Origin of the sequence: Streptomyces sp. NBC_01549 (assembly GCF_026339955.1) — a bacterium.
Lineage (GTDB): Bacteria > Actinomycetota > Actinomycetes > Streptomycetales > Streptomycetaceae > Streptomyces.
Window position 1 is genome coordinate 694,338 of the sequence record NZ_JAPEPW010000004.1, and the last position, 24,252, is coordinate 718,589.

Sequence of the window (24,252 nt, forward strand, 5' to 3'; positions counted from 1 at the left end):
ATGCAGGTAGCACGGCAACGTCGGAGCAACGAGAAGGAACAGATCAACCTCTTTGGCAGACGCGTCGGCCGCCGGAGCACTCTGGTAGCGGCGGGCATCGCTGTGGCCCTCGCCGTCACGGGCACCGCTGTTGCCTCGACGAGCCAGTTCGCCACCCAGCAGGTCGGCCAAGTCACCGCCAACGGTCAGGTCATCTCGAGCGACCAGTACATCGCCCCGTACGGCAGCCGCACCGTCATCAACAACGGCAAGATCATGTCGTCCTCGGTCAGCCCGGACGGCAGCCATCTCGCGGCCTCGATCACCGACGGTGACGCGTCGCTGGTCGTCATGGACCTCAAGACCGGGCAGGTGAAGCAGCGCGTCGGCACCGCCTCGACGGACGACCTGCGCATCCCGAGCGGCGCCGTCGGCCAGGAGGGCCCGACGTACTCGCCCGACGGTTCGCAGCTGTGGCTGGGCCAGAGCGACGGCTACACCAAGTTCACCGTGAACCCGGACGGCACCCTCGCCAGCCCGACGGCCATCCCGATCCCGGCCGACGGCTCCAAGCACGCACTCGTGGGTGCCGCGGTGTTCTCGGCCGACGGCTCCACCGTGTACTGCGCGGTCAACGGCCAGAACCGGGTGGCCGCCATCGACGCGGCGACCGGGACCATCAAGCAGAGCTGGGCCGTTGGCAACGCACCCCGTGGCATCGCCATGGCCGGCAACAAGCTCTACGTCAGCAACGAGGGCGGGCGTCCGGCCAAGGCCGGCGACACCACGATCAACTCCTACGGTACCCAGGTTCCGGCCAACCCGGAGACCGGTGCTACCACCACCGGCACGGTCAGTGTCATCGACCTGGCCGACCCGACCGCAGCCGTCGGGAGCATCGACGTCGGTCTGCACCCGACAGCCCTGTACGCCAAGAACGGGGCGGTGTTCGTCACCAACACCGCCGACAACAATGTGTCGGTCATCGACACCCGCAAGAACAAGGTCGTGCAGACCATCGCCACCCAGCCGTGGCCGGAGGCGTCGGTGGGCTACGAGCCCGACGCGGTGACGCTCACCGACGACGGTCGTCTGCTGGTGACGCTCGGCCGCGCCAACGCCGTCGCCGTCTACCGGTACAAGTCCCCGCAGGAGCCGACCAGTTACGTCGGCCTGCTCCCGACGGACTACTTCCCCGCGGAGATCACCACCGTGGGCAAGAAGGTGGTCGTCTCCAACACCCGTGGCATCGACGCCCGCCGCCCCACCAGCAAGGCCGGGCACGGCACCCACGACACGACGTCGAGCCTGACGCAGTTCACGCTGCCGGACGACAGCGTCATCAGGTCCCAGACGGGCAAGGTCTTCCAACAGAACGGCTGGACCCGCGGCTCGGTCTCGCTGGCCCATGGGAAGGGCAACCAGAGGCCGGTGCCGGTCCCGGCGCGGCTCGGCGCTCCCTCGACGATCAAGCACGTCTTCATGATCGTCAAGGAGAACCGGACCTACGACCAGGTCTTCGGTGACATGCCGCAGGGCAACGGCGACCCGTCGGTGACGCAGTTCGGCGAGAACGTGACGCCGAACCAGCACGCGCTGGCTTCGCAGTTCGGGCTGTACGACAACACGTACGACATCGGCACGAACTCCGCTGAGGGTCACAACTGGTTGATGCAGGCCGATGACCCGGAGTACACCGAGTCCTCGGCCGGTGAGTACACGCGCAGCTACGACACCGAGGACGACGCTCTCGGCCACCAGAAGTCCGGCTTCATCTGGACCGGTGCGCAGGCGGCTGGGAAGTCCGTCAAGGACTTCGGTGAGTTCCAGTCGTTCGAGAGCAAGCCGGCCGGCGCGTCCTGGCAGAACCTTTACTGCGACACCAAGAACATGGAGGCGACCGGGCAGGACACCGCCTACCCCATTCAAACGGGCTCGGCGATCCCATCGCTCAACAAGGTGTCGGTGCCCGGCTTCCCGCTGTTCGACACCAGCATCCCGGACATCTACAAGGAGCAGATCTGGAAGCAGGACTTCGAGAAGAACGGTCCGGCGAACCTGAACATGTTCTGGCTCTCCAACGACCACACCGGTGGTCCGGCGAACGCGGCCGCTCAGGTCGCGGACAACGACCTCGCGGTCGGCCGGATGGTTGACGAGATCTCGCACAGCAAGTACTGGAAGGACTCCGCGATCTTCGTCGTCGAGGACGACTCCCAGGCCGGCCTCGACCACGTCGACGGCCACCGTGCCCCGATCCAGATCATCAGCCCCTGGGCCCAGCACGGCACCGTCGACAGCCGCTACTACTCGCAGATCACGATGATCCGGACCATCGAGCAGATCCTCGGGATCCACCCGATGAACCAGAAGGACAGCGCGGCCAGCCCGATGCGTGGGGCGTTCACCCGGCACGCCGACTTCACGCCGTTCAAGGTGCTGCCCAACCGGACCTCGCTGACCGACGGCCTGAAGACCCCGCCTGCCTGCGGCCTGGACACCCCGGCGCCGCAGGACCCCAGCGCAGCGGCCGTGCCCTCGGCAAAGGTGCCGGCCAGCAAGCGGGCACTCGCGGCGAAGTGGGAGGAGTGGAAGTCGCACCAGCGGCTGACCGGGCCGGGCGCCATTCCCGACTTCGCGAACCCCGCACAGATGAACCACTTCACGTGGTACCAGACACACGAGTGGACGAAGCCCTACCCCGGCGAGAACAAGATCTTCGCGCCCAAGGACGTCCCGGGCGCCTACATCCCCTCGTCGGAGTCCGACGGCTGACGCAGGCTCACCTCGTCAAGGGCCCCCTGTGCGGCGTCACCGCCGTCCAGGGGCCCCTTCCGTCCCCCTGTGCGGCACATACAGGATGCGGACTTGTTGGACCATCGACGTCTGCCCAAGCGGAGGACCTGCCCCTGCCGAAAAACTCATACATCTGTTGGCGACGACTGCGCACCGCACTTTGTCGAGAGTAAGGGCAGGCGACGCGCCCCAGGGGATGGCCTGCTCGATGCCTCAGCACGCATTCGTGGCAGTCGGGCCCGCGCAGCCTCACATCCGGGATCTCAGCACGTCGACCTCACAGCCCGGCGCGAACGGGTCGAAGCCGTGCTCGATCAGCCAGCGAACCACCAGCAGGCTTCGCAACGACCACCACGCGTGGATCACGTCGAGGTCGATGTCGGTGCCATAGCCGGCGACGACGTCGTCGAGGTGCTCCTCGTGTCCGAGCGTGAAGGTGGCGAGGTCGTACAGGGCATCACCCTGGCCCGCCTCGGACCAGTCGATGATGCCCGTTACCTCGTCGCCGTCGACGAAGACGTGCGCGATCTGCAGGTCGCCGTGCGTGAACGCCGGAGTCCACGGCCGGAGCGCGGCCTCGGCGACCTGGCGGTTGCGGGTGACCAGATCAGCGGGCAGGACACCGTTCGTCACGAGCAACTCGCACTCGTCGTCGAGTTCCGCCGCCAGCGCGACGATGCTCCGGCCGGCCCGGCCCGGCAGGGGCGGCAGGGGCGCGTCGTGCAGCTTCCGGATGGCGGCGCCCGCCGCAGCCCACGCCGCAGGCGACCCGGTCGACGGCCCGCCGAGGCGCCCAAGCGTCGTCCCCGGGAGTGCGGCGATCGCGAGCACGGGCGGCTTGCGCCACAGAACCTCCGGGGTCGGGACCGGCGCGAGGGACATCGCCTCGACCTCGGCGTCGATGCGCGCCTGATCGGCGTCCACCTTCAAGAACACGTCGCCGACGCGCAGAGTCGCGCGCTCGGAATGGGCGACGACGACTTTGACCTCATCCATGGGCGACCAGTATCCCGGGGATCATCGCCGAGTCGCCGGGTTTATCGCGTGCGATTACGCGGCTGACCGCGTCCCGCTACCCGGCGGCCTCGTGCGCGACACCGACCTCTGACCAGGTCAAGCCCACCACTTTTGTTAGGAACCTCGGCCTGGACTGCGAGCCGGAAAGTGTCGTCGAGCAGCGTGTACGTGCGCTTTTCGCTGTCGAAGGCGGCGATCCGGCCGTCCGTCAGCTTCTGCAGAGCCGCGGCAGCGGCCGGTGGGCGGAGCTTGGCCAGTTCTGCGACCTCCGCCAAGGAGGTCGCGCCGAGGGCGAGGCCCGCGTAGGCGGCGCGCCGGTCGGTCTGGGCGAGGAGACCGACCAAGTCGCCGGGGCAGGAGCGTGAGGGGTAGAGGGGGCGCCGCGCGCGCCCTCTATGGCCCAAGGGCTCAATCAACCCGGCCTCCCAGTCGCGGGTTGACCGGTGTGAGAACGCCGAGCCGGTCCTCGATCGCCTGGGCTGCGCCCAGGCACAGGTCCTCCCGGAACGCGCGCCCGACGATCTGTACTCCGCAGGGGAGCCCGTCGACCATCCCGGTCGGTATGGCCACGCCGGGTACGCCCACGAAGCTGGTCACGGTGCACAGACGCATTCCCGACCCGACACGGTCCCTACCTGACCTGTCACGCGACTCCAGCTTCCGCACCAAGGAAGAGATGCTCGTGTTCGCTCTCGGGCACATCAGCGAGCGGATCAGCGAGCGCGTACAGGCCCGCCTCCTCAGGAGCCCGGCCCAGTCGGCCGGCACCGCCCTGGGCCACGCGGCCACCGAGATCTCATTGCTCCGGGAAGAGCACCGCGCCGAGGCGAGGGTCTGGCTCGCCTTCGTTGCGCAGGCGGCTGTGAGCAAGGCGCTTGCAGGGACGCTGACGGCGAACTACGCAACCTTGCAGGAGGCGTTCACCCGCCTCATCTCGGAAGCCGGCGACGGCGCCGACCGCGCCGTGCGCCTCGATCCGCAACTCGAGGCCCGCACCCTCCTCGCCCTCGCGGACGGCCTCACCGTGCACGTCCTCGTCGGCCACCTCACCCCGCACGAAGCACACGACGTCCTCCACACGCACCTGGCCGGCCTCTGGGACCAACCGATCACGCGCACCCCCTCCCCAGACTCCCCACTTCCGTGAACCGCACCAAGTGAGGCGGGAAGCGACAGGCGAATCGGGCCGCCTGCGATCAGCGTCGGCTGTACCGGGGCGGACAGCACCGACGCCCGGCGGGAGTTCAGGTGTTCACCGCAGAAGTGCCCCACAGCAGTTCCAGGGCAGCCTCGCCGATCTCGTCGTCCGCGACCGAGGCCAGCGGCCGGCGTAACCCGTCACGGACATGTCCGCCACGCAAAGCACCAGATCAGAACCCATGACGAGCCACCGAGCTATCCATAAGTTCAGGCGGCGGAGTTGTGCCATGTCGTGACGATCGCGTTCCGAGGGCTCGTAGCCCTGGTGGAAGTAGACCTGCTGTTCGGCGGACGAGCACGGGACTGACGTCCCATGGATGGTGCCCGTCACGAAGCATGAGGACGGGTAGGTGAATGGACGCTCGGGTTCGGGTGACGCCTGCACTGCCGAGCCGTCGTCGGCGAAGACCAGCGGGAGTTCGAGCTGGTGCAGGGCCCAGGCCAGAGCGCCGGCGGTGGTGTCGTGGCCGGCGATGAGCAGGGTCATGGTGCGGCTGCGGATCTGCTCGTCGCTCTGGACGGCTTCGCTGGGGTCCGTCGGCGGCCGGGTGATGAACGGGGTGAATGACTTTGCGCAGACCCCTAGGCGTACCGACTAGTCGGTACTAGCCTCTGGCCACGCTCTCGGAGCCGGGCGCAGCGCGCTCCCGTCGCCCCGACGCAAACACCCGGTTTCCGTATCCCAGGAGGAGCCGTATGTCCGCCACTTCGACGGCGTTCGACGCCGACAGACCCACGCCCGATGGGCCCGCCGTGGACGCCCGCGGCCCGCTGGCCTGGCTGTACCGCCGCGACCTGGCGGACTACCCGCCCACCGGTCGCCGTATGGCGTATCTCGCGATTGTGGTCATCACCACCGTCGTCCTGTATTACATGCTGTACATCCAGTACGCGGTGGCGACGTCGATCATCACGCACTTCGACATGACATACCGCTACTTCGTCTGGGTCTCGGTGATCGGCAACGCGATCGGGGCCTTCGCCTCGCTCGTGGCCGGTCTTGCGGATCGCTGGGGTCGGGCGAATCTGGTGGTCTACGGGCTGCTGATCGCCGCGCTGCTGGTCTTCTTCGGGCTGCCGAACGCGGCGAACAAGACCACCTATCTGGTGCTCTTCGCGCTCGTCAGCTTCATCGAGGGCATCGTGCTGGTCGCCACCCCTGCGCTGATCAGGGACTTCTCCCCGCAGCTCGGTCGGGCCACCGCGATGGGGTACTGGACGATGGGCCCAGTCATCGGCTCCCTGGTGGTCACCACCGTCACCAGCAACACCCTCGACAGCGCCACCTGGCAGGACGAGCTGCGTTATTCGGCGATCGCGGGGTTCGTCGTCTTCGTCGTCGCGATCTTCGCGCTGCGCGAGCTGTCCCCGGCGCTGCGCGACCAGATCATGGTGTCGCTGCGGGACCGGGCACTGGTCGAGGCGCGCGCCAAGGGACTGGACACCGAGGCGGTGCGCCGCGGCGAGTGGCGGCAGATGATGCGCCTGGACGTTCTGGGCTCGGCCTTCGCCATCGCCGTGTTCCTGCTGCTGTACTACGCGGCGGTCGGCAACTTCGTCGTCTACTTCGCGACCACCTTCGGCTACAGCGAGCAGCGCACGAACGCGCTGGCCAACTGGTACTGGGGGGCGAACGCCATCGCCCTGGTCCTGGTCGGCCTGCTCTCGGACCGGCTGAAGGTGCGCAAGCCCTTCATGATCGTCGGCGCGGTCGGCTCCGTCGTGGTGACCGCGATCTTCGCCACCCGCGCCACCCACCTGACGACCGACTACTACACCTTCGCCTGGCTGTTCATCGGCATCGGCGTCTTCAGCGGCATCGCCTACGCGCCCTGGATGGCGAGCTTCACCGAGACCGTGGAGAAGCACAACCCGGCGGCAACCGCGGCGGGCCTGGCGGTGTGGGGCTGGACGGTGCGCATCGTGGTCGCCGTCTCCGCGGCCTTCATCCCGGTGCTGGTGACTTCCGTGACCCCGCTCGTGGAGCACGGCACCGAGGTCAAGGCCGCCTCGGTGCAGGCTGCGCCCGCGCTGGCCATCGTCAACGCGCACCCTCAGCTCTTCGCCGAGCTGAACAAGTACACCCCGACCACGGTGCCGCCCGCGCTGGGCGCCCGCGCCGTCAAGGAGGTCGGTGCGGAGAACCTGGGTGTCGTGCAGAAGGCGGCGCCGCAGCTGAAGCTGCTGCAGGAGTACGGCCCCGAGGTCCAGAAGGCGTCGAAGGACGGGCCTGGCGAGTGGCGCAACTGGTGGTGGATCTGCGTCGGCGGCCAGGTGCTCTTCCTACCCTTCGTCTTCGTGATGGCAGGTCGCTGGAGCCCGAAGAAGGCGCGTGAGGACGCCGAGGCGCACCAGCTAGCGGTCGACCGCGAACTGGCCGCCCTCGCCGCCGCCGAGGAGTGACCGGACGCGGAGCCGGCCGGCCGTGGGCGGGCCGGCCGTCTCCGCGGTCGCGTGTATCGGGGCAGCGAAGCCCCGCACCCCGGGTTGACTGCCCCTGTCGCTGTGATGAATCAGGCCGGAGCCCTTCTTGATGCCGCGCCGCCACAGCGCCATCTCCAGGGCATTCAGCGGGAGTTCGAGGCGCATGTGGGTGGCAAGCTGCCATCCGACGATCATCCGCGAGTACACGGACGAAGGCGACACAGACCCAGCCGGACCAGGTCCGTACATAGGTCGACGGGTAGGAACCCGGCGGGCTCCGCGGCCTGTTCCGCCGGCGGACCTGACGTCGGCAGGCCCGGTCTCAGGTGCCCCGAAGTCCCCAACACAGCCAGCTCGGGCCGACAGGGTTGCCCGAGCCGCAGACAGGCGTGGACGATTCGCGCGAGGTCGCGCAGCTACACCACCAAGCGGAGGCATCTCGCCCTCCCAGTCCAGACCGTCTTCGGCGGAGGGCACGGGTATGTCGGCGCCGCCGACCGTACGTCTTCTACTACCGGGTCCAGTCACCGGTGCTCATCGCCGAACTCGACCATCACTGCGGCGTCTTCCTCGACTACGACACCCCGAAACCGTTCCACATCCACACCGTGCTGCGGACTCCCCACGGGAACGACTACGGCCGCGCCTACGTACGCGCCTGGCAGGAACACCGGTCCGTCTGAATGCGGGATCCAAGTTCGGCGCAGGCGTTGACCGGCCGGGATCAGCTTCGGTCCTGGGTGGACGAGGTCGAGGAACCACGGCGCGAGCGGGACCCCCAGCGTCTCAAGGCGGCCTACTTCGAATGGGCGAGTCCGGAGGCGGCGCGTGCCCGACTGGAGACGCACGTGCGGTTCCACGAAGACGCCCGGGCGTCGTACGAGAAGCAGCGCGAGGACATCCTCGCCCGCCGTGTTCCCCTGCTCCTGGCCCGCCTGGAGCGCACACCGGCGAGCGAGCAGGACGCGGTCGTGGAGTTCAGGGCGTTCGCGTACAGCGGCCTCATCGCCCGCGCCCGCGCGGAGGTCGAGTGGGCACGGGAGGGACTGCGGTTGCTGGACCGGCTCCACCCGGACCGGTCCGAAGAAGAAGCCGCCGAGCAGCCAGGTGCCTGACCACACGGTCAACGCACGCACCCGTCGATCGCTGCCGGCAATCAAATGAGGCGGAGGTCTCGATGAACGCGGATCAGACGAAGATCAGGCAGCTCGTGGAGAACTGGGCGCTGTGGCGGGACGCCGGCCACTGGAACCGATTCGCCACCACCTGGCATCCGGACGGTTGGATGAGCGCCACATGGTTCCAGGGCCCGGCCGCGGACTTCATAGCCGCCAGCAAGGAGGGCTTCGACAACGGCGTCAGCATCCTGCACTTCCTGGGCGGGCACACCTCGGACGTGGCGGGGGAGCGCGCCGTCGCGCAGCGGCTTCTGCGGCCGGTGAGGTCGTTCACGAGGTGAGTGCTTCCTCGGCGTCGTAGCCGTAGATCCAGCCGTTGCTCACCAGGGGGTCGGCTGCGGCGAGTGCCGCGTCCCGGGCTTGCTGGTCGGGCCCGTCGGGCAGGTGGTTGATGTCCCGGCGGGCGCGGCTGACTTGCTGAAGGCGCGTGGTGCGTTCGATGCGTGCCGACTCGTACCGCTTCAGCGCCTGTTCGGGGTCGTCCGCGGACGCGGCCAGGCAGCGAGCGAGCACGGCCGCGTCCTCGATGGACTGGGCCGCACCCTGGGCGAAGAAGGGGAACATGGGGTGCGCGGCGTCCCCGAGCAGCGTGATCCGGCCCCGGCTCCAGTGCCGTAGAGGTGTCCGGTCCAGCAGTGCCCAGCGGCCGGGAACCCCGCCGGAGGTGATGAGGTCCGTCACCCGCGGATCCCAGCCGGCGAACTCGGCATGGAACTCCTCGATCGTGGCCGTCGCGCTCCAGGACTCGTCGGTGAAGTCCCCGGCGGGCGCGAAGGCCACGATGTTGACGGCGCTCCCGTCGGCGATCGGATAGTGAACGAAGTGCCGTCCGGGCCCCAGCCAGAGGGTCTGAGCAGGGCGAAGCGCGAACTCGGGCGCGGCATGGGCGGGCACGACGGTGCGGAAGGCACAGATGCCGGAGTACTCCGGCGGGGCGGGCTCGGCCACCGCGCCACGCACGACGGAGTGCACGCCGTCGGCGCCGATGACGACATCGGCCTCGACCTGGCTGCCGTCGGCGAAGCGCAGCAGCGCGCCGTCCGGGCGCGGCTCGACCGACGTACACCGTGCGCCCAGCCGTATCCCTTCATGGGGCACGGCACTCCTGACGGCGCCAAGCAGATCCGCCCGGTGAACGGCATAAGTGCGCTCGCCGTAGAGCCGCTCGCACACACCGCTCAGCTTCTCCACCGAGAGCACGCCCCCGTCCGCCCAGCGACGGAACTCCCAGCCCCAGTCCAGCGGCACCGCCCGGCGCAGGAACCGCTCCATGACATCGAGCCGACGCAGCAGCCGTACGGCATTGGGGGCCACGACGAGTCCGGCGCCGACCTCGGCGAGTGCGGGAGCCTGCTCGTAGACGGTGGCGGTCAGCCCCGCGCGGCGCAGGAAGGCGCAGGCGGCCAGACCGCCGATGCCACCCCCGATGATGGCGATCCGCGGGCCGTGCACAAGGTCGGGCATGGAGCCACTCCTCTGCCTCGAAGGCGAACGTCCTGGTAAGAACTCGATTCTCACCGGCCTCCATCACCGCCGAGAACATCTATGTTCATTCAATGGACACCCCCTTTCGGCGGCCGCCACGAGGAGCTGACGTCTGATGCCCCGTTCCGGTCAGCCCGGTCGCAGCGTGAGTTCACGGCTGTTCGACGTTCTCTTCGCGTTCCGGCCCGGCCGGTCCCGGCTCACCCTTGCCGACCTGACCCGACAGACCGGGTTGCCCCATGCCACAGTGCGCCGACTGGCGCTGGAACTCGTCGAGGCCGGGCTGCTGGACCGGGCACCGGACGGCGGGTTCACCGTGGGCATCCAGCTGTGGCAGCTGGGCACGCTGGCACCGCTGAGTGTCCCGCTGCGCACCGCCGCACTCCCGTTCATGGACGACCTGCACACCGCACTGCGCCAGCACGTACAGCTGGCGGTACTGGAGGGCACAGAAGCGGTTCTCGTCGAGCGGCTGTCGGCGGGCAAGGCGGTCGACGTGATGTCGAGGCTCGGCGGGAGGCTGCCGCTGCACTGCTCCGGCGTGGGCAAGGTGCTGCTCGCGCACGCCGGCCCCGAGTTGGTGGAGCAGGTTGTTGCGCAGGGCCTGCCGACGTACACCGAGCGCACCGTCACCGATCCGGCGCGGCTGCGGTCGATGCTGGCGGAGTGCCGCGAGACCGGTGTGGCTGTCGTCCGTGAGGAGACGACGCTTGGGGTTGACTCGGTGGCCACCCGGATCCTGAACGCCGATGGTGAGGTGGTCGCGGCCCTGTCGGTCGTCGTGGGCGCCGGGTCGGTCGATCTCCGGGCGATACGGCCGGCGGTCATCGCCTCCGGTCTGGCCGTGTCTCGCAGGCTGGGCTGGCATCCCTCGGCCGGAGTCCGATAGGCCGGCTCTCCTGAGGCCTGGATATTCAGGCTGGTGGTCGGCGTGGGCCGATGACCGCACGGAGGAAGACGGCGTTGAGCTCGGGCAGCGTGCGGATCTCCGCGGTCAGGACGCCGAGGTTGGTGTCGGAGTGTTCGCTGAGGTAGGTGTGCCGGATGCTCTCCTCGACGCGGAACAGACCGTCCCGCGGCGGCACTCGGTGAGGTCCGTCCCTTCCTCGGTCTCAGCCTCAAGGCGTTCCAGTAGGTGCAGCAGCAACGCATCCTTGCTGGGCCAGGCCCTGCGGACGGCCCCGGCGACGTCGCGACCGTACTGGAGCGGCTGGCCCGCGCCCGGCTGATCACCCTGGACCACGACACCGTCGACCTGGCGCACGAGGCGCTCATCACCGCCTGGCCTCGGCTACGCGGCTGGATCGACACCGACCGCGAACGGCTGCGTGCGCACCGTCGGCTCACCGAGGCGGCGCAGGCCTGGGACGCGCTGGACCGTGACCCTGGCGCGCTCTACCGTGGCGCTCGGCTGGACACCGCAGAGGAGGCGTTCGCCGCCCCGGGTCGCGGACGCGAACTGACCGTGCTGGAGGAGGAGTTTCTCGCCGCAAGTACTGCCGCGCGCGCGGATGAACGGCGGGCTGCAGTGCGGATCACCCGACGCCTGCGCTCCCTTGTCGCAGGCCTATCTGCCCTCCTCCTGGTCTCCTGTGCAGCTGTGGCCATCTCCCTCCAGCAGCGTGCCACGGCGCGCAACGAGCGGACCACTGCGATCTCCCGTCAAATCGCCGCTGAGGCAGACCGGCTGCGTGCCGCAGACCTTCCCACTCAATATCAAAATGAAGCGCTTGCGGCGCAACTCGACATCACCGCCTACCGCATGCGGCCCTCGCCGCAGACGTACACGAATCTCATCAGCGAAGCCACCGCACCGCTCTTCACCGAGGTACGGGAGCGGAACAAGGACGCAAACTCCAGCGGCTACACGCCGGGCAATGGAAGAGTGGCTTACGATTCCGCGCGCCGCGTCCTGGTTCTGACCGGAAACAACCTCATACGGCTTTGGGACACCAGCCACTTCACGCACCCCAAGCCTGTCGGCAGGGCGTTGGCGGGGTGGAAGGCGGCACTGAGCCCCGACGGACAAGTCCTGGCCGTTGCGAACTATGACCTGACCGTCGGCCTGTGGAGCACCTCTGACCTGTCCCACCCTCGTAAGCTCGGCACGCTCCCTCCGCCCGGAGACGCCCCTGGGCAGTTCATGGCCTTCAGCCACGATGGCAGCATGCTTCTCGTAGGCGGCGAGCGCACCTCCTCCCTGTGGAACGTGCACAACATCAGCCACCCCGAGCTCGTCCGGTCCATGCCATGTGACCTTGCGGCTTTCAGCCCGCGTCGGCCGCTGCTGGCGACGCGCGACACCGACAACGGCACTGTGCAACTCTGGGACATCTCCCGACGCAATCGTCCCACCGCGCTCTCGGTGCTCAGCGGACGGGTGGTTGACGGGGACCTTCTTGTCTTCAGCCCAGACGGACAGACTCTAGCCACCGGCGGCGCCGACCACGAACAAGTGTGGCTGTAGGACATCACCGATCCTCGGCATCCGTATGCCCTGGATGAGAACCTGAATCAGCAGGTGAGCGCTCCCGGCGGGACACGCGCTGACGCCGTCGCCTACAGCCCGGACGGCCGACTCCTCGCCGTCATCGGACCCAGCGGAATCCAACTGTGGAACACCACCGTGCCCGAGTCACCCAGACGCCTGGGACAGCCGCTGAGCAGCCGTTCACAGGCGCAGGGAGAGACGGCCATGGCGTTCGGGCCTGACGGTCAGAGTCTGATCGTGGAGGATACCCAGACGCTTCGTGTATGGCGTCTGCCGCCGGTCATGCTTCTTGACTGCGGCGACCTGACCCCGGCCGGGTTCAGCAGCGATGCCCGAACAATGGCCACGACCTGCGGCGATGAGACGATTCAGCTGTGGGATACCAGTACCCCGGATGGGCGAGATCCAGCTGTGGGACACGGCTGATCCAGTCCACCCCGCCGCCAAAGGGCATTCCTTTTCCGGCCAAGCGTCCTCCGTCGAGAGCCTCTTGTTCAGCCCCGACGGCCAGACCCTCGCCACGGGGGGTGAAGACGGTGTGATCCGCCTCTGGGCACTTGACGCCGGGCGCACAACCCGCCGCGTTTGCGCCGTTACTGCTCATACCCTGACCAAGAGTGAGTGGAGACGCTACGTCGGCAACCTGCCCTACCACCCCCCGTGCCCATGACAGGAAAGGCGTGGAGACAACGCCGAATGCCCGCGTCACGCCCCAGTTCGATCGGCACGTGCGTCGAGGGTGCCGTCAATACGGCGATGACGTGGTCGCGGAGACTCACAGCACACAGCGTCTCGGTGTCACACCTTGCCGGGTTGCCCGGTCAGTAGTGCGTAACGCCGACGCTGCTAGGAGGACCCGTGGATGCGCGTCTCAACTACTACGGCAATGGCCTGGCGGCCAAGGTGCTGAAGCACTTTTACTTGGCCAGCAAGGTGTTGTCGGACTCGACGCTGCCGACCGCCATTCAGCATCTGGTGGAGATCCGCGCCAGCCAGATCAACGGCTGCGGTTTCTGCACCGACATGCACACCAAAGACGCGGCCCACGCCGGGGAGACCTCGGTGAGGCTCAACCTGGTCGCCGCCTGGCGGGAGGCGACGGTCTTCACCGAGGCCGAGCGCGCCGCACTGGAGCTGGCCGAGCAGGGTACCCGGATCGCGGACGCGGCCGGCGGGGTCACGGACGAGGCCTGGGCGAACGCCGCCAAGCACTTCGATGAGGACCAGCTCGTCGCGCTGATCTCCCTCATCGCCGTCATCAACAGCTACAACCGCATCAACATCATCAACCAGGAGCCCGCAGGCAGTTACCAAGTGGGCCAGTTCGGCTGAGTCAGGGCGTCCGGCCCGACCGCACGCACATGATCCGTCTCCGTGTCGCCCCGGCCTCCGGCGGAGAGAGGGACTTCGGGTGCCAGCCGTCCACGCTCAACCACGCGACGGTACTTATCGAGGATCGACCGTGTTTTCCCCGAGGCCGCCGTCAAACGCGAGTGCGGGCCGCGGTCTCGTTGCCGCGGCCTCCCGGACTGTGGAGGCCGGCAAGAGGCTGGGTGGTCTCGAGACTCTGCGCAGAGGCAGAAGACAGACGGCAGAAGACAGACGGCGGGACACCGATGCGGGCCGTGCTGTGTCTTCACCGTGAAAAAAGCTGATTGAGCCCGGAATCGCCGACGCGAGAACGTCCAATCCGGGCAGGTCTTACGGAGTTGGCACAGTGCATGAGATGGACTCAGCGGACGGGTTCGGTCCCGCGATGTTGGCGGACGTCAAGCCGCGTTTCATTCCCGAGGGGGCTTCGGGGATGACCGTCCTCGTCAAGTGGCCTCCCGGTGACCCCGGGACGCCTCCGCACCGCCACTCGGGGCCGTGTTTCGGCTACGTGATCGAAGGCGAGCTCCGGTGGGAGTTCGAGGGTGAGCCGGAGCGCGTGATCAAGGCCGGTGAGACGTTCTGGGAGCCGGGCGGTGACGTGATCCGCTACCAGAACGGCAACGCCCTGTCGGACGCGCCGGCCAAGTACATCGTGTTCATGATGTGCGTCCCTGGCCAGCCGATGCTCACGATGGTCGACGAAGAGGAGTTCGAGAAGCGGGCTCACCTGCGCGCCCCGCGGCCCACCGACTGACCTGCCGCTTACTCGAACAGTCCGGGTCCGAACGGAGCTCGTCTGCTCCGGGAAAGGGCGCAATGAGGCATGAGCGCCACTGATGTTGTGTACGGCATGCTGACAGCGTTGTTCGCGGCAGCGGCCATCCGCGCGCTGCGGCATGGCGTCCTGTCGCGGAGTGCCAGGTGGCGCAGTCGAGTTGACCATTTCCTGCACACACACCGCCATGGCTCTGACTATGGCGATGATGCCTTGGAGCTGGGGGCGCATGCTGCCGGAGGCGCCGCTGACGGCCTTGTTCGCAGCCGCAGCATTGTGGTTTCCGCTGAGCGCCGTCAGCCGCTGCGAGAAGTCGGTACTGACTGCGACCGCACAGAGGCTGCAGTACACGGCCGGCATGGCCACGATGGCCTGGATGGCGCACTCCATGGCTTCCGCCTCGCACGAGACCTTGGCCGAAGGTCTCCCAGCGGCGCACCAGGCCACGCATCTCGGTCACTCCGCAGGGGAATCGACGGCCGGCAACGCGGTCATCGGAGCTCTGTCGCTGTACCTCCTTGTGTGCGCTCTTCGGTCACTGACCCGTGACATGCCCGCGCTACGCAGAACTTCGAACGCCGAACGCATCTCCACCCGCATCGCGGAGCCCTTCGGCCACTTCTGGGACGGATCGATGACCCTGGGAACGGTCATCATGCTGCTCATGCACCACTGACCGCCGACAGCCCCCGGACCGCAGGATGTGGCCGACGCACGGCCCGGCAGCACGGATCAGGGGCGTATTCCTGTTGCCGTCAGCACGCAGCCCGCGGGTTGTGGCGGAAGTCGGGTTTGGGGTCGGTGCTCAGGCTTCAGCAGGCAGGCCGGCGACACTGGTGGCCTGGTCCCAGATGGCGAAGCGGATGGTCATCTCGGCGCGGTATTCAGGGGCGTTCATCAGGTGGCGGCGGGGTCGGAAGTAGGGTGAGATGCCGCTGAACGCGGACAGGAACCGCTGCGCTGAGCGGAAGCCTTTCATCGCGTGTTCCCGCTGCCTCGTGGGCTGGTGACTGTTCTTTGCCCTGTTGTTCACCCCTTGTGCGAGCGGTGCTCCACGGAAGGCATGACCCCGCTGTGGGCCGCGCCGTAGGAGCGGAGCTTGTCCGTGACGACCACCCGCGCCACCGTACGCGTCGTCAGCAGGTGGCGAAAGAAGCTCCTGACCGCGGCGGTGTCCCGGCACTTCTGAACCAGGATGTTCATCAGCACCGTCCCTTCTTTCCACGGCCCGCCCCAGGTACTTCCGCTCCCCGTCACCTTGATGAAGACCTCGTCCAGATGCCACGTGTCGCCAGGCCGGGACTGCCTGCGGCGCGGCACGTCGGCGTAGTCCTGGCCGAACTTCCCACACCACCGCCGCACCGTCTCATGCGAGATGATCAGACCGCGCTCGAGCATCAGCTCCGCTACCTCGCGGAACGACAGCGGGAAGCGGAAGTACAGCCACGCACAGGGGGAGATGACCTCGACCGGGTACCGGTGCCCTTTGTGCGACGGCGACGCGTCCCCCACTCGCGTTCGACATAATTCGTCTCGCCTGGAGGCGCGAGGTGCCCGCTGACCTGCGGACTCTCCGCTTGCGCCCCGAATCGCCCGTTTCTTTGGGCATAGAGAAACGGGCAGGTAAGCGGCTTGGCCGATCAGGCCGATGGGCCAACAATGAGCCGAGGGACGGTGGAGATAAACCCCTCTGAAACGGGGCAAGTTGGCGGCCTCAGGATGGGGTCCGTGATCGACGCTCTATCGTCGATCACGCAGCGGCTTCGAGACGGTCTTCGGCCAGGTCCTCGGAAGCCGCACCGGAGGCCCCGCCACCTGCGGAAACGCGAACGCCCAGAGAAACGACCTGCGGCAGCCGAGAAGGTGAAGCCGCAGGCCAGCGGGCATGCCGTTGCTCCAGAGGCTCCGAATTACGTCGAACCCGGGCCCCACGGACACCCTCCTCCACCATGACCAACCCCGAGATCATCTCGGGAACCAGCCAATGTGACAGCTCCCGCGAGGCCCACAGCGGCTGCGCCGTTCCGTCCGCCCTCTCAACCCGGCGCTCATGGTGACGCGTTGAGGAAAGACCGCGGTGACGTCGACCGGCCGCGGCGGGTGATCCGAAGTGATTCACACCATCGGGAGCCAGGATGAGGTAGGCAGGTCCCACAGGCGCGCGGTTGTGTCGTCGCCACCGCTGGCAAGGGTACGGCCACCGTGATGGCCCAGCAGGACCGGCCGGACGGTCGGATCGCGTACGAGGTGAGCGTCGGCCTCGACGGCTCGACCGGGTCCTGGTCCGCACCTACGACTGGCCTCCCTCGGGCCTGCGGGTCGCGCACCTCGGCTCTTACCCGTCGTCGACCAGGCCCCTGGAGGACAGGGAAGTACCTGCACCCCCACGGCGGGCGCCTCGGTGACCGCGGTCGCTACGGACGGCCGGCGATCAACCAGAGAATGAGCGCCGAGTCCAGGTTCTGGCTGTATCGGTAGACAACGGAGATCCCGCGCCCGCCGGTCTGCTCGGGCAACAACTCGATGACGTAGCTCACGGCCTGGGGCGTGGGGCTCGAGGTCACCGGCGTACTCGACCTCTCCGCTTGACAGTGCTGACAGACCACCGGAGCCACAGGTCTCGCGAGACGGCATGCACCTCCAGGCCTGCGGATGCAGTGCGTTGTCACGGGTCTCAGTAACGGGCCTCACCGGGACACGCCTGGTCGGCGGTGTCACAAACCGCGTGGCCACCCGGTCTTACTTGGAAAACCGATCCGATTCGGCGCCATGATCAGAAAAGCGGAGGGTTACTTGCCTCAAAGACCAACCTCATGGGCATGCGCTGCGGCGGAGGCAAGTCGTCGAGTAGCCGTGAGAGACGTCGAACCATGACGGGCGACAGGGGGACGATTCCCTCGTCATCGAGCCGGCCGCCAGGGAACCCGACGTCGGCGGGCTTGCGCGCTCTTCCCCGTCCCGTGGCAGTGGTGGTGGGCGCCGGTGGGGTACTCGGAGCGGCGCACGTCGGTATCGGGTACGCGCTGGAACAGCACGGATTCGTCCCGGACATGATCATCGGAACCTCGGTGGGTGCCCTCAACGGGGCCATTGCGGCCGCCCACCCCGACAAGGCCGCGCCGTGGCTGGACCACGTGTGGACCCAGTTGCATCGACGTGAGGTGTATCCGCTCGGCTACCGCCTGTTCTCACGGGCCAGCATCTTCACCGATCGCGGCCTGCGTCGACTGATCGCTGGGGCTGGGCTGCCGTCACGGATCGAGCAGCTGCCGGTCCCGTTCACCGCGGTGGCCACGGACCTGGACACCGGCGATCCGGTACTGCTCGACCACGGAGACCTCGAGTCCGCGCTGCTGGCCAGCGCGGCCGTTCCCGGGATGCTGCCCCCGGTGGAACGTGAGGGCCGGGTGCTCGTCGACGGCGGAGTGACCGCCTATGTCCCGGTACTGGCGGCCCTGCAGGCCGGGGCGGCCAGCGTGGTGGTGGTGCCGACCGGGCCGGAGAGTTCGCCGTTGCGCCCCACCGCCACGCGCCGGCGTGCCAGCGCGATCGCCGCCAGGGCCGGGCTGGTGCTGTTGCACCATCAGATCGAGCGTGACCTGGACGAGGTGTCCAAGCACATCCCGACCGTTGTGCTGCCGACCGGCATCGAGGCCTGGCCCGCTCCGTGGGACTTCCGCCAGACTCAGCGCCTGATCAGCACCGCGTCCCGCACGGCGGGGCGCTTTCTCGACGGACTGCGCATCAGCGGTCCGGGACTGTATCGGGTCGACGAACCTTCGACACCCGCCAGTCCGGGCGAGGCATCCACTTCTTCCATATCGGGGGGCAGCCTGTGAAGGGCGTTTCCCCTTGATCGTGGACACCCTGATCATTGGATCGTGATGATCTATAGGACAGGAGTTCCCGTTGGGGACGTAGAAGTACTCGTCTGAGTTCCGGGTCGATGCCGTCGCGCTGTATCGCTCGAGCCCGGGTGGGACGTACGCGTCGGTGGCCAAGGATCTGGGCGTCAACCACGAGACGCTCCGCACGTGGGTGCGGAATGCCGAGCAGGCCGCCCGCCCTGGCGCGGTGGAGGCCACCGCGATGGAGAAGGAGAACCGGCAGCTGCGGGCGCGGGTGAAGGAACTCGAGCTCGAGCGGGAGATCCTGCGGAGGGCCGCGGCCGGGGTTCCCGGGCCAGGTTCGGCCCGGATAGCACCGCGATCCGCTCGAACGAGATGCCCGTGACCTGGTGGATCACCTCCGACGTCCGCATCCCGGAGTACGTCTCGACACCCTTCATCGAGCTCACCACGACCGCGTCCGGCTCGATGTGCGGGGCCCAGGCGGCGAGGTTCGCCCGCAGCGCCTGCGCCGGGATCGACAGCACGGCATGCCGGGCCCCGGCGAGCGCCTCGACTGGGTCTACTGTCGCGCGGAGCCGGTCGGGCAAGACAACGTCGGGCAGGTACCGGGCGTTCTGGTGCCGGACGTTGGTCTCGGCGACGACCTCAGGCCGTCTGGCGTGGATCGTGACGTCGCTGCCGGCGTCGGCGAACACCTTCGCCATCGTCGTTCCCCATGACCCTGCGGAGAGCACGCAACCCGAGCCACCCGACACCCCGTCCACCTCGCGAGCCCTGACCCTGGTGACCCCATCCGCCGCCCGAAGGCCTCCTCAGCGTCACGGCCACGGCCTCGCGCGTCGCCAACCGGGGCAGGACCAGCTCGTCCTCCCGCGCCGCCTGGTCGTCACCGAGCTCCCGGCGCAGCTCCGCTTCGTGGGGCTGCCGCAGCGGGTAGAAGCGCCTCCCCATCGCCGGTTCGTCCGGCCGCTCGTCGATGTACTCCACCGTGAGCCCGGCCGCGCGCGCCTGCTCCACCACCGACGCCCGCAGCCCGGGCACTACGGCTTGCGTGAGGGACGTGGCGGCCGCAGTGCCGCGGCGACCGCTCAGAGGTGGCCGTCCAGGAACTCCCGTACCTCGGCGATGGTCATAGGCCCCGTGCCGTGGGCCACCGCCTCCCCCTCCTTCAGCAGGACGTAGGACGGGGCTCCGGTGATCCCGTATCGCTTGGTTGCGGACGGACAGCGCGTCATGTCGGTGCGGACGGCCGTCAGGCGGCCCGTGTATTCGTCTGCGATGTCACCCACGACGAGGTCCATCGCCCGGCAAGGCTCGATTGCCTTGGGCCATGTCCCGGTGAAGTATGCGAGGACCGGGACTCCGCTCATCCCGAGGATGAAATCGAACTCCGCGTCCTCACGGGGTTGGTGAATCCGCTTCGCCATGGAAGCTCCTGACCTCGCGTTCCGTCATTTCATCCCCATCTTCCCCCGCGAGGTGGGGCAGGCTGAGTCCGGTCGGTCGTCTGGCTGACCGATGGGCGCGTGAGGGCGTTGTCACGTTGTTGAGTACGTGACTGTCTGATGGTGCGTCGGGGCGTGGTGGGCCCGCGGTCAGGGCCTGTGTTCAGGCCGTGGCGGGCCGGCTGGCAGCGCCGGTGATCTGGTCCCGGATGGCGAAGCGGATGGTCATCTCGGCGCGGTGGTCGGAGACTGTCATCAGGAGTCCCAACTCCATGACGGTGATGGACCGGTGGTGGCTGTCGTGACACGTAGATGTCGCGCCAGCGCGGTTCGATTCAGAGCAGAATCGGCTCTTCGAGGCCGTGCTCAGCGATCGGCTCCTTCAGCTGGTCGACCTTCTGCCGGTCTTTGCCCTGGGATAACTGGCGGAGTTCCGCTGTCCTGGAGCACTTTGAGTGTGGTGTAAAGGTTGTCCCGTAACGGCGGGGCGCAAGTGAGATGATCTCTCATGCCGTCAGTGTGCTCGCGACCACTGACAACGCCCGCGGCGGCCCAGTAACGCCCATCTGGACCTGCCCGGGCGGGCGGCGACCACCGGCGGGTGCTGGCGGTGCTGAGATTCCCGGAAGGAAACGGCTGACCCCGGGCGCTCGCCGAAGGCCCGGCCGACGCCGGGACGGCGAAAAGGTTGGTGTGCGGGGCCGACGGAAGCGGGTAATGTCTTTGTCATGTTCTTCCAGACGCCGATTTACGAGTGAGAGCGTGATGGGCCCCTGCTGACGTCCTTCGACGTCGCCGCCCGTCCTCCACCGATGAATCCGTAGATCACTTCACATCATTACCGGGAGAATCCGTGACCGTGAGCAAGAACATCAACAACCCCGTGGGCATGGGCGGCGGCCAGCGCAAGAAGCTGTCCCGCGCCGAACGGCAGAACAACGGTCCGCACCGCAACCGCGACCGCCAGGGTGCAGCCGACCAGAAGGCGGAGCTGGTGCGCAAGATGCGCGAGAGGACAGGCGCAGCTGAGGGCGCCGGGCAGGCGGGCGACGACACCGCACAGAGCTGACGCACCGCCGCCGTAGGGCGGCACCGCACGAGGCAGGGCCCGGACCGCGACGCGCGGTCCGGGCCCTGCTGTCGTATCGGGGCCCTGCTGCCGTACCGGGCGCGGCCGGTCCCGCTCAGCTCTCGGCCGACCACCCGCGTCTCGGCTGACCACCCGGGGCAGCCGCAGATTCGGCAGCCCCGTCACCGCCACCACCCCGAGCTGCACCAGCACCTCAGCGCGTTCCCCGTGCCCAGCCCGGGCGACACCGCAGCTAAAGCCTGCCCCGCATCGTTGAGGCGGGCGGCTGAGGGAGCGAGGGCTCGCCGCCCTCCTCGTGTCATGCAGCTGCCTCGGGATCCGTCGAACGTCACGCATGTCCTTGTGGCAGCCTTTCCGGCACATCTTGCCGGTGCCGTGCAGAGCGTCTTGGCGGTCATGCCGGATGCCAGGCTAGCGCCAGCGGAGTCATTCGAGGTTGTTGAGGTGCAGGGCGAGACCGTCGCCATCCCCTACCGGATCTACAACGAGGAGCCGGAGACCGGCGGCTCGGAGCGGCCACTGACCGAAACCCAGGAGGTCGCACAGCGGGCTCGACCTCATCGAGGGGGCGCTATGTCGGAGAGCGGGACGCCGGCGCCGACGCCCGGATCGTCATCCGGTGGTGGCAGGAGAGCTGGCCCCCGGAACTGGCCCTTCGGATCCCTTGGTGTCAATCTCCGTCAGTGCTGTTCGCGCGGCCTGCAGGAGTTCTTCGGAGAGCGGGTTGCCGCGGGTGGCGCGGGCGAGGGCGAGGGCGCCGACCAGGGTACAGAACTGGGCCAGGCCGTCGTCGTCGCCGGTGGCCAACCGGGCGGCGCGGTTCCGTACCCCGTTGATGTAGACCTCGCGGGCGCCGGCGGCTTGGTCGGGCTCGCGCCCGAGGTCGGCGGCGAATCCGGAGACCGGGCAGCCTTCTGCGGCGTGATCGCGGTGCCAGATCGAGAGGTAGTCGTCGATCATCGCCTGGCGGGCGGCCTCGTGGTCCTCACCTTCCTCCGGCGTGACCGCTGCGGCCGCAGAGTAGGGCGCCGGATTCTCGAAGGCGTGAGTGATGGCCTCATCGACGAGGTCTTCCTTCGATGCGAACTGCTTGTAGAACCCGCCGTGAGTGAGCCCGGCGGCCTTCATCAGATCGGCGACGCTCACCGCGGTGCCCTTCTCGCGGAACATCCGGGAGGCGGTGGCGACGACGCGCTGCCGGTTTTCCTGTGCCTGCGCCTGGGACACGCGCCCCATGGGATCACTCTCCTCTGATGGATGTCGTTTGACATCTATCGTAGCTCTTGTTTAGATGTCATGCGAAATCTAATTAACCGGATCGCCCGCCGGGCCGAGCAGGGCCTGGCGCCGCCTCCACCATCCGAGGCCCGCGTGCTCCGCTCCGAAATCGCATCATCACTGACAGCACTGGAGAATTCCTGTGTCATCACCGCCCGGCCCCACCAAGTCCTCGACGCCCGCCGCGTCCACGCCGCCCGTGCCGCCGAGCCAGGGAAAAAGGGTTCCCGAGGCGGTCCACCGCCGACGCTGGGCGATCTTGACCGTGCTGCTGTTCAGCCTCCTGGTGGTGATGCTGGACAACTCGATCCTCAACGTGGCGATGAAGACCATCGCCCAGCCCGCTCCCACCGGTCTCGGGTCCACCCAGAGTCAGCTGGAGTGGGCGGTGAACTCCTACACGCTGGTCTTCGCCGGACTGCTGTTCACCGCGGGCCTGCTCGGTGACCGCCTCGGCCGCAAGAAGGTGCTGCTCTTCGGCATGCTGGTGTTCGGCGTGGGTTCCGTGCTCTCCGCGATGTCGGAGTCCTCCGGGCAACTCGTCGCTTTCCGGGCCGTGATGGGCTTCGGCGGCGCGTTCATTCTGCCCGCCACGCTCGCGATCATCATGAATGTCTTCGAGCGCGAGGAGCAGCCCAAGGCCATCGGGATCTGGACCGGTGTGGTTGGTTTCGCCATCGCTCTTGGCCCCATCACCGGCGGCATCCTGCTGGAGCACTTCTGGTGGGGCTCGGTCTTCCTGGTCAACGTCCCGATCGTGGTCGCGGCGATGGCCGCGATGGCCGCGATCGTCCCCGACTCCAAGGACCCCAAGCCCGGCAGGCTCGACCCGTTCGGCGTGCTGCTGTCGATCGTCGGTCTGGCGCTGCTGGTCTACGGCATCATCAAGGGCGGCCAGTACGGCGACTTCACCCGGCCCGAGTCCTGGGCGATGATCCTCGCCGGCCTGGCGGTCCTCGCCGGCTTCGTGGTCTACGAGGCCCGCAGCGACCACCCGGCCCTCGACGTCACGTACTTCCGCAACCGGCGGTTCTCCGCGTCCGTCGCCGCCATCGGGCTGGTCTTCTTCGCCCTCATGGGTGTCACGTTCTTCAGCGTCTTCTACAACCAGAGCGTCCGCGGCTACAGCGTCCTGCAGTCCGGGCTGCTTGTGCTGCCGCTGGCCGCGTCCCAGATGTTCTTCGCCCCGCGCGCGCGGCTGGTCGTCAATCGCTTCGGTGCCCGAGCCGTGTGCGCCACGGGCCTGGTCCTGACCGCCGCGGCCTTCGCCGGCTTCCTGCTCCTGGGCCAGAACACTCCCATCTGGGTGCTGGAAGTGCTGTTCTTCCTGATGGGCACCGGGATGGCCCACGTGATGCCGCCTGCCACGGTCATGATCATGTCGTCGCTGCCGCGGGAGAAGGCCGGCTCCGGATCCGCGATCAACAACACCTTCCGGCAGGTCGGCGGGGCCATGGGCGTCGCCATGCTGGGATCCTTGCTGTCCACCAGCTACCGCAACGGCATCAACGGCCACCTGGACATGTTGCCGCCCTCCGACCGGCCCGCCGCAGGTGAATCCGTCCAGGCGACCCTGGCTGTCGCCGAGAAGATGGGACCGGCTGGCCGAGCGCTGGTGCGGCCCGCGAACGACGCCTTCATCCACGCCATGCACATCGCCGCCATAGGTTCCGCGGCCGTCGCTTTGCTCGGCGCCGTCGTCGTGCTGGTCTTTCTGCCGCGCAAGGCCGCCGCCGCGGCTGCCGGCGCCGACAGATCCCAGCGCCAGACCTTGGAAGCCCAGCAGTGATCCCCCGTCAGCCTGCGACACACCGCAGGCGACCGCCCGACCAATGCCGTCCCGCGCAACCGCCCGAGGCGATGGTCGAG

21 protein-coding genes and 9 pseudogenes are annotated in these 24,252 nt (G+C 68.1%); 16 read left to right on the forward strand and 14 right to left on the reverse strand.

Going from position 1 to position 24,252, the window contains the following annotated elements; translation table 11 throughout:
• The gene (locus OG819_RS54080) at positions 1 to 2,754 is read left to right on the forward strand and encodes an alkaline phosphatase family protein (protein ID WP_266657268.1); all 2,754 of its coding nucleotides are present in this window, start codon (positions 1 to 3) and stop codon (positions 2,752 to 2,754) included.
• Positions 2,755 to 3,024: 270 nt separating this feature from the next.
• Here OG819_RS54080 and OG819_RS54085 read toward each other — a convergent pair whose 3' ends face one another.
• From OG819_RS54085 to OG819_RS54090, 3 genes and pseudogenes are all read right to left on the reverse strand, one after another.
• Entirely contained in the window at positions 3,025 to 3,771 is a 747-nt protein-coding gene (locus tag OG819_RS54085) for a phosphotransferase family protein (protein WP_266635734.1), read from the reverse strand.
• Positions 3,772 to 3,911: 140 nt separating this feature from the next.
• Positions 3,912 to 4,196, reverse strand: a pseudogene (locus tag OG819_RS58985) (hypothetical protein); the annotation flags it as partial.
• 4 nt (positions 4,197 to 4,200) lie between these two features.
• Positions 4,201 to 4,449, reverse strand: a pseudogene (locus OG819_RS54090) (indole acetimide hydrolase); the annotation flags it as partial.
• Between the two features lies 1 nt (position 4,450).
• On the opposite strand from OG819_RS54090, the pseudogene OG819_RS54095 reads away from it, so the two are divergent.
• Positions 4,451 to 4,939 (forward strand): annotated as a pseudogene (locus tag OG819_RS54095) (TetR family transcriptional regulator C-terminal domain-containing protein); the annotation flags it as partial.
• Positions 4,940 to 5,010: 71 nt separating this feature from the next.
• Here OG819_RS54095 and OG819_RS54100 read toward each other — a convergent pair.
• Both OG819_RS54100 and OG819_RS54105 read right to left on the reverse strand, forming a co-directional pair.
• Positions 5,011 to 5,120, reverse strand: a pseudogene (locus tag OG819_RS54100) (site-specific integrase); the annotation flags it as partial.
• An 83-nt stretch (positions 5,121 to 5,203) separates the two neighbouring features.
• Positions 5,204 to 5,419 (reverse strand): annotated as a pseudogene (locus OG819_RS54105) (amino acid transporter); the annotation flags it as partial.
• 269 nt (positions 5,420 to 5,688) lie between these two features.
• Here OG819_RS54105 and OG819_RS54115 point away from each other — a divergent pair.
• The gene (locus OG819_RS54115; RefSeq protein WP_266657270.1) at positions 5,689 to 7,395 is read left to right on the forward strand and encodes an MFS transporter; all 1,707 of its coding nucleotides are present in this window, start codon (positions 5,689 to 5,691) and stop codon (positions 7,393 to 7,395) included.
• 84 nt (positions 7,396 to 7,479) lie between these two features.
• On the opposite strand, the pseudogene OG819_RS54120 reads toward OG819_RS54115, so the two are convergent.
• A pseudogene (locus OG819_RS54120) lies at positions 7,480 to 7,669 on the reverse strand (DDE-type integrase/transposase/recombinase); the annotation flags it as partial.
• Positions 7,670 to 7,805: 136 nt separating this feature from the next.
• Here OG819_RS54120 and OG819_RS54125 point away from each other — a divergent pair.
• The 3 genes from OG819_RS54125 to OG819_RS54135 all read left to right on the forward strand — a co-directional run bounded on the left by OG819_RS54125 (position 7,806) and on the right by OG819_RS54135 (position 8,875).
• Positions 7,806 to 8,099: a DUF3500 domain-containing protein gene (locus OG819_RS54125; protein ID WP_266635730.1), complete on the forward strand. Its 294-nt coding sequence runs from the start codon at positions 7,806 to 7,808 to the stop codon at positions 8,097 to 8,099.
• Positions 8,100 to 8,126: 27 nt separating this feature from the next.
• The gene (locus tag OG819_RS54130; protein ID WP_266657272.1) at positions 8,127 to 8,531 is read left to right on the forward strand and encodes a hypothetical protein; all 405 of its coding nucleotides are present in this window, start codon (positions 8,127 to 8,129) and stop codon (positions 8,529 to 8,531) included.
• A gap of 62 nt (positions 8,532 to 8,593) precedes the next feature.
• Positions 8,594 to 8,875, forward strand: a complete 282-nt coding sequence (locus tag OG819_RS54135) for a nuclear transport factor 2 family protein (RefSeq protein ID WP_266635726.1) — start codon at positions 8,594 to 8,596, stop codon at positions 8,873 to 8,875.
• Here the strand turns inward: OG819_RS54135 and OG819_RS54140 are convergent.
• Positions 8,865 to 10,058 (reverse strand): FAD-dependent monooxygenase, encoded by a 1,194-nt coding sequence (locus OG819_RS54140; RefSeq protein WP_266657274.1) that lies wholly within the window; start codon positions 10,056 to 10,058, stop codon positions 8,865 to 8,867. The two genes, OG819_RS54135 and OG819_RS54140, sit on opposite strands and share 11 nt — an antisense overlap.
• A gap of 136 nt (positions 10,059 to 10,194) precedes the next feature.
• On the opposite strand from OG819_RS54140, the gene OG819_RS54145 reads away from it, so the two are divergent.
• A complete protein-coding gene (locus OG819_RS54145; protein ID WP_266635722.1) occupies positions 10,195 to 10,968 on the forward strand; it encodes an IclR family transcriptional regulator in 774 nt (257 codons plus the stop codon).
• Between the two features lie 25 nt (positions 10,969 to 10,993).
• On the opposite strand, the gene OG819_RS54150 is transcribed toward OG819_RS54145, so the two are convergent.
• Positions 10,994 to 11,164 (reverse strand): hypothetical protein, encoded by a 171-nt coding sequence (locus tag OG819_RS54150; RefSeq protein WP_266657276.1) that lies wholly within the window; start codon positions 11,162 to 11,164, stop codon positions 10,994 to 10,996.
• Positions 11,165 to 11,214: 50 nt separating this feature from the next.
• Between OG819_RS54150 and OG819_RS54155 the strand changes: the two genes are divergently transcribed.
• The 5 genes from OG819_RS54155 to OG819_RS54170 all read left to right on the forward strand — a co-directional run bounded on the left by OG819_RS54155 (position 11,215) and on the right by OG819_RS54170 (position 15,395).
• Positions 11,215 to 12,546, forward strand: coding sequence for a hypothetical protein (locus OG819_RS54155; protein ID WP_266657278.1), 1,332 nt, complete (start codon positions 11,215 to 11,217; stop codon positions 12,544 to 12,546).
• A gap of 418 nt (positions 12,547 to 12,964) precedes the next feature.
• Positions 12,965 to 13,240 (forward strand): WD40 repeat domain-containing protein, encoded by a 276-nt coding sequence (locus tag OG819_RS59440; protein WP_353962888.1) that lies wholly within the window; start codon positions 12,965 to 12,967, stop codon positions 13,238 to 13,240.
• 188 nt (positions 13,241 to 13,428) lie between these two features.
• Entirely contained in the window at positions 13,429 to 13,902 is a 474-nt protein-coding gene (locus OG819_RS54160) for a carboxymuconolactone decarboxylase family protein (RefSeq protein WP_266635714.1), read from the forward strand.
• Between the two features lie 394 nt (positions 13,903 to 14,296).
• A complete protein-coding gene (locus OG819_RS54165; RefSeq protein WP_266635712.1) occupies positions 14,297 to 14,698 on the forward strand; it encodes a cupin domain-containing protein in 402 nt (133 codons plus the stop codon).
• A 208-nt stretch (positions 14,699 to 14,906) separates the two neighbouring features.
• Positions 14,907 to 15,395 (forward strand): DUF5134 domain-containing protein, encoded by a 489-nt coding sequence (locus tag OG819_RS54170; protein WP_266657280.1) that lies wholly within the window; start codon positions 14,907 to 14,909, stop codon positions 15,393 to 15,395.
• 129 nt (positions 15,396 to 15,524) lie between these two features.
• Here OG819_RS54170 and OG819_RS54175 read toward each other — a convergent pair.
• Both OG819_RS54175 and OG819_RS54180 read right to left on the reverse strand, forming a co-directional pair.
• Positions 15,525 to 16,231: pseudogene (locus tag OG819_RS54175) on the reverse strand (IS6 family transposase).
• A gap of 902 nt (positions 16,232 to 17,133) precedes the next feature.
• Positions 17,134 to 17,283: a hypothetical protein gene (locus OG819_RS54180; RefSeq protein WP_266657282.1), complete on the reverse strand. Its 150-nt coding sequence runs from the start codon at positions 17,281 to 17,283 to the stop codon at positions 17,134 to 17,136.
• Between the two features lie 396 nt (positions 17,284 to 17,679).
• On the opposite strand from OG819_RS54180, the gene OG819_RS54185 reads away from it, so the two are divergent.
• Together OG819_RS54185 and OG819_RS54190 are read left to right on the forward strand one after the other, a co-directional pair.
• Positions 17,680 to 18,558, forward strand: a complete 879-nt coding sequence (locus OG819_RS54185; RefSeq protein ID WP_266657284.1) for a patatin-like phospholipase family protein — start codon at positions 17,680 to 17,682, stop codon at positions 18,556 to 18,558.
• Positions 18,559 to 18,643: 85 nt separating this feature from the next.
• Positions 18,644 to 18,952 (forward strand): annotated as a pseudogene (locus tag OG819_RS54190) (transposase); the annotation flags it as partial.
• 1 nt (position 18,953) lies between these two features.
• Here the strand turns inward: OG819_RS54190 and OG819_RS54195 are convergent.
• The 3 genes and pseudogenes from OG819_RS54195 to OG819_RS54205 form a co-directional block, all read right to left on the reverse strand.
• A pseudogene (locus tag OG819_RS54195) lies at positions 18,954 to 19,274 on the reverse strand (glycerol-3-phosphate acyltransferase); the annotation flags it as partial.
• On the reverse strand, positions 19,216 to 19,611 hold the full coding sequence (locus tag OG819_RS54200) for a hypothetical protein (protein ID WP_266657286.1): 396 nt from the start codon (positions 19,609 to 19,611) through the stop codon (positions 19,216 to 19,218). The pseudogene OG819_RS54195 and the gene OG819_RS54200, both read right to left, overlap by 59 nt.
• 47 nt (positions 19,612 to 19,658) lie before the next feature.
• Entirely contained in the window at positions 19,659 to 19,997 is a 339-nt protein-coding gene (locus OG819_RS54205; protein WP_266657288.1) for a thioredoxin domain-containing protein, read from the reverse strand.
• Positions 19,998 to 20,868: 871 nt separating this feature from the next.
• Here OG819_RS54205 and OG819_RS54210 point away from each other — a divergent pair.
• Positions 20,869 to 21,084: a DUF6243 family protein gene (locus OG819_RS54210; protein ID WP_266635700.1), complete on the forward strand. Its 216-nt coding sequence runs from the start codon at positions 20,869 to 20,871 to the stop codon at positions 21,082 to 21,084.
• 633 nt (positions 21,085 to 21,717) lie between these two features.
• On the opposite strand, the gene OG819_RS54215 is transcribed toward OG819_RS54210, so the two are convergent.
• Positions 21,718 to 22,341, reverse strand: a complete 624-nt coding sequence (locus tag OG819_RS54215) for a TetR family transcriptional regulator (protein WP_266657290.1) — start codon at positions 22,339 to 22,341, stop codon at positions 21,718 to 21,720.
• 241 nt (positions 22,342 to 22,582) lie between these two features.
• Between OG819_RS54215 and OG819_RS54220 the strand changes: the two genes are divergently transcribed.
• The gene (locus OG819_RS54220) at positions 22,583 to 24,172 is read left to right on the forward strand and encodes an MFS transporter (protein ID WP_266657468.1); all 1,590 of its coding nucleotides are present in this window, start codon (positions 22,583 to 22,585) and stop codon (positions 24,170 to 24,172) included.
• Positions 24,173 to 24,252 lie beyond the last annotated feature (80 nt).

Bases quoted from the DNA above. Each gene is read 5' to 3' on its own strand.
- OG819_RS54080 (WP_266657268.1), top strand. From the start codon at position 1: ATGCAGGTAGCACGGCAACGTCGGAGCAACGAGAAGGAACAGATCAAC.
- OG819_RS54085 (WP_266635734.1), bottom strand. From the start codon at position 3,771: ATGGATGAGGTCAAAGTCGTCGTCGCCCATTCCGAGCGCGCGACTCTG.
- OG819_RS54115 (WP_266657270.1), top strand. From the start codon at position 5,689: ATGTCCGCCACTTCGACGGCGTTCGACGCCGACAGACCCACGCCCGAT.
- OG819_RS54135 (WP_266635726.1), top strand. From the start codon at position 8,594: ATGAACGCGGATCAGACGAAGATCAGGCAGCTCGTGGAGAACTGGGCG.
- OG819_RS54140 (WP_266657274.1), bottom strand. From the start codon at position 10,058: ATGCCCGACCTTGTGCACGGCCCGCGGATCGCCATCATCGGGGGTGGC.
- OG819_RS54145 (WP_266635722.1), top strand. From the start codon at position 10,195: ATGCCCCGTTCCGGTCAGCCCGGTCGCAGCGTGAGTTCACGGCTGTTC.
- OG819_RS59440 (WP_353962888.1), top strand. From the start codon at position 12,965: ATGGGCGAGATCCAGCTGTGGGACACGGCTGATCCAGTCCACCCCGCC.
- OG819_RS54165 (WP_266635712.1), top strand. From the start codon at position 14,297: ATGGACTCAGCGGACGGGTTCGGTCCCGCGATGTTGGCGGACGTCAAG.
- OG819_RS54170 (WP_266657280.1), top strand. From the start codon at position 14,907: ATGGCTCTGACTATGGCGATGATGCCTTGGAGCTGGGGGCGCATGCTG.
- OG819_RS54205 (WP_266657288.1), bottom strand. From the start codon at position 19,997: ATGGCGAAGCGGATTCACCAACCCCGTGAGGACGCGGAGTTCGATTTC.
- OG819_RS54215 (WP_266657290.1), bottom strand. From the start codon at position 22,341: ATGGGGCGCGTGTCCCAGGCGCAGGCACAGGAAAACCGGCAGCGCGTC.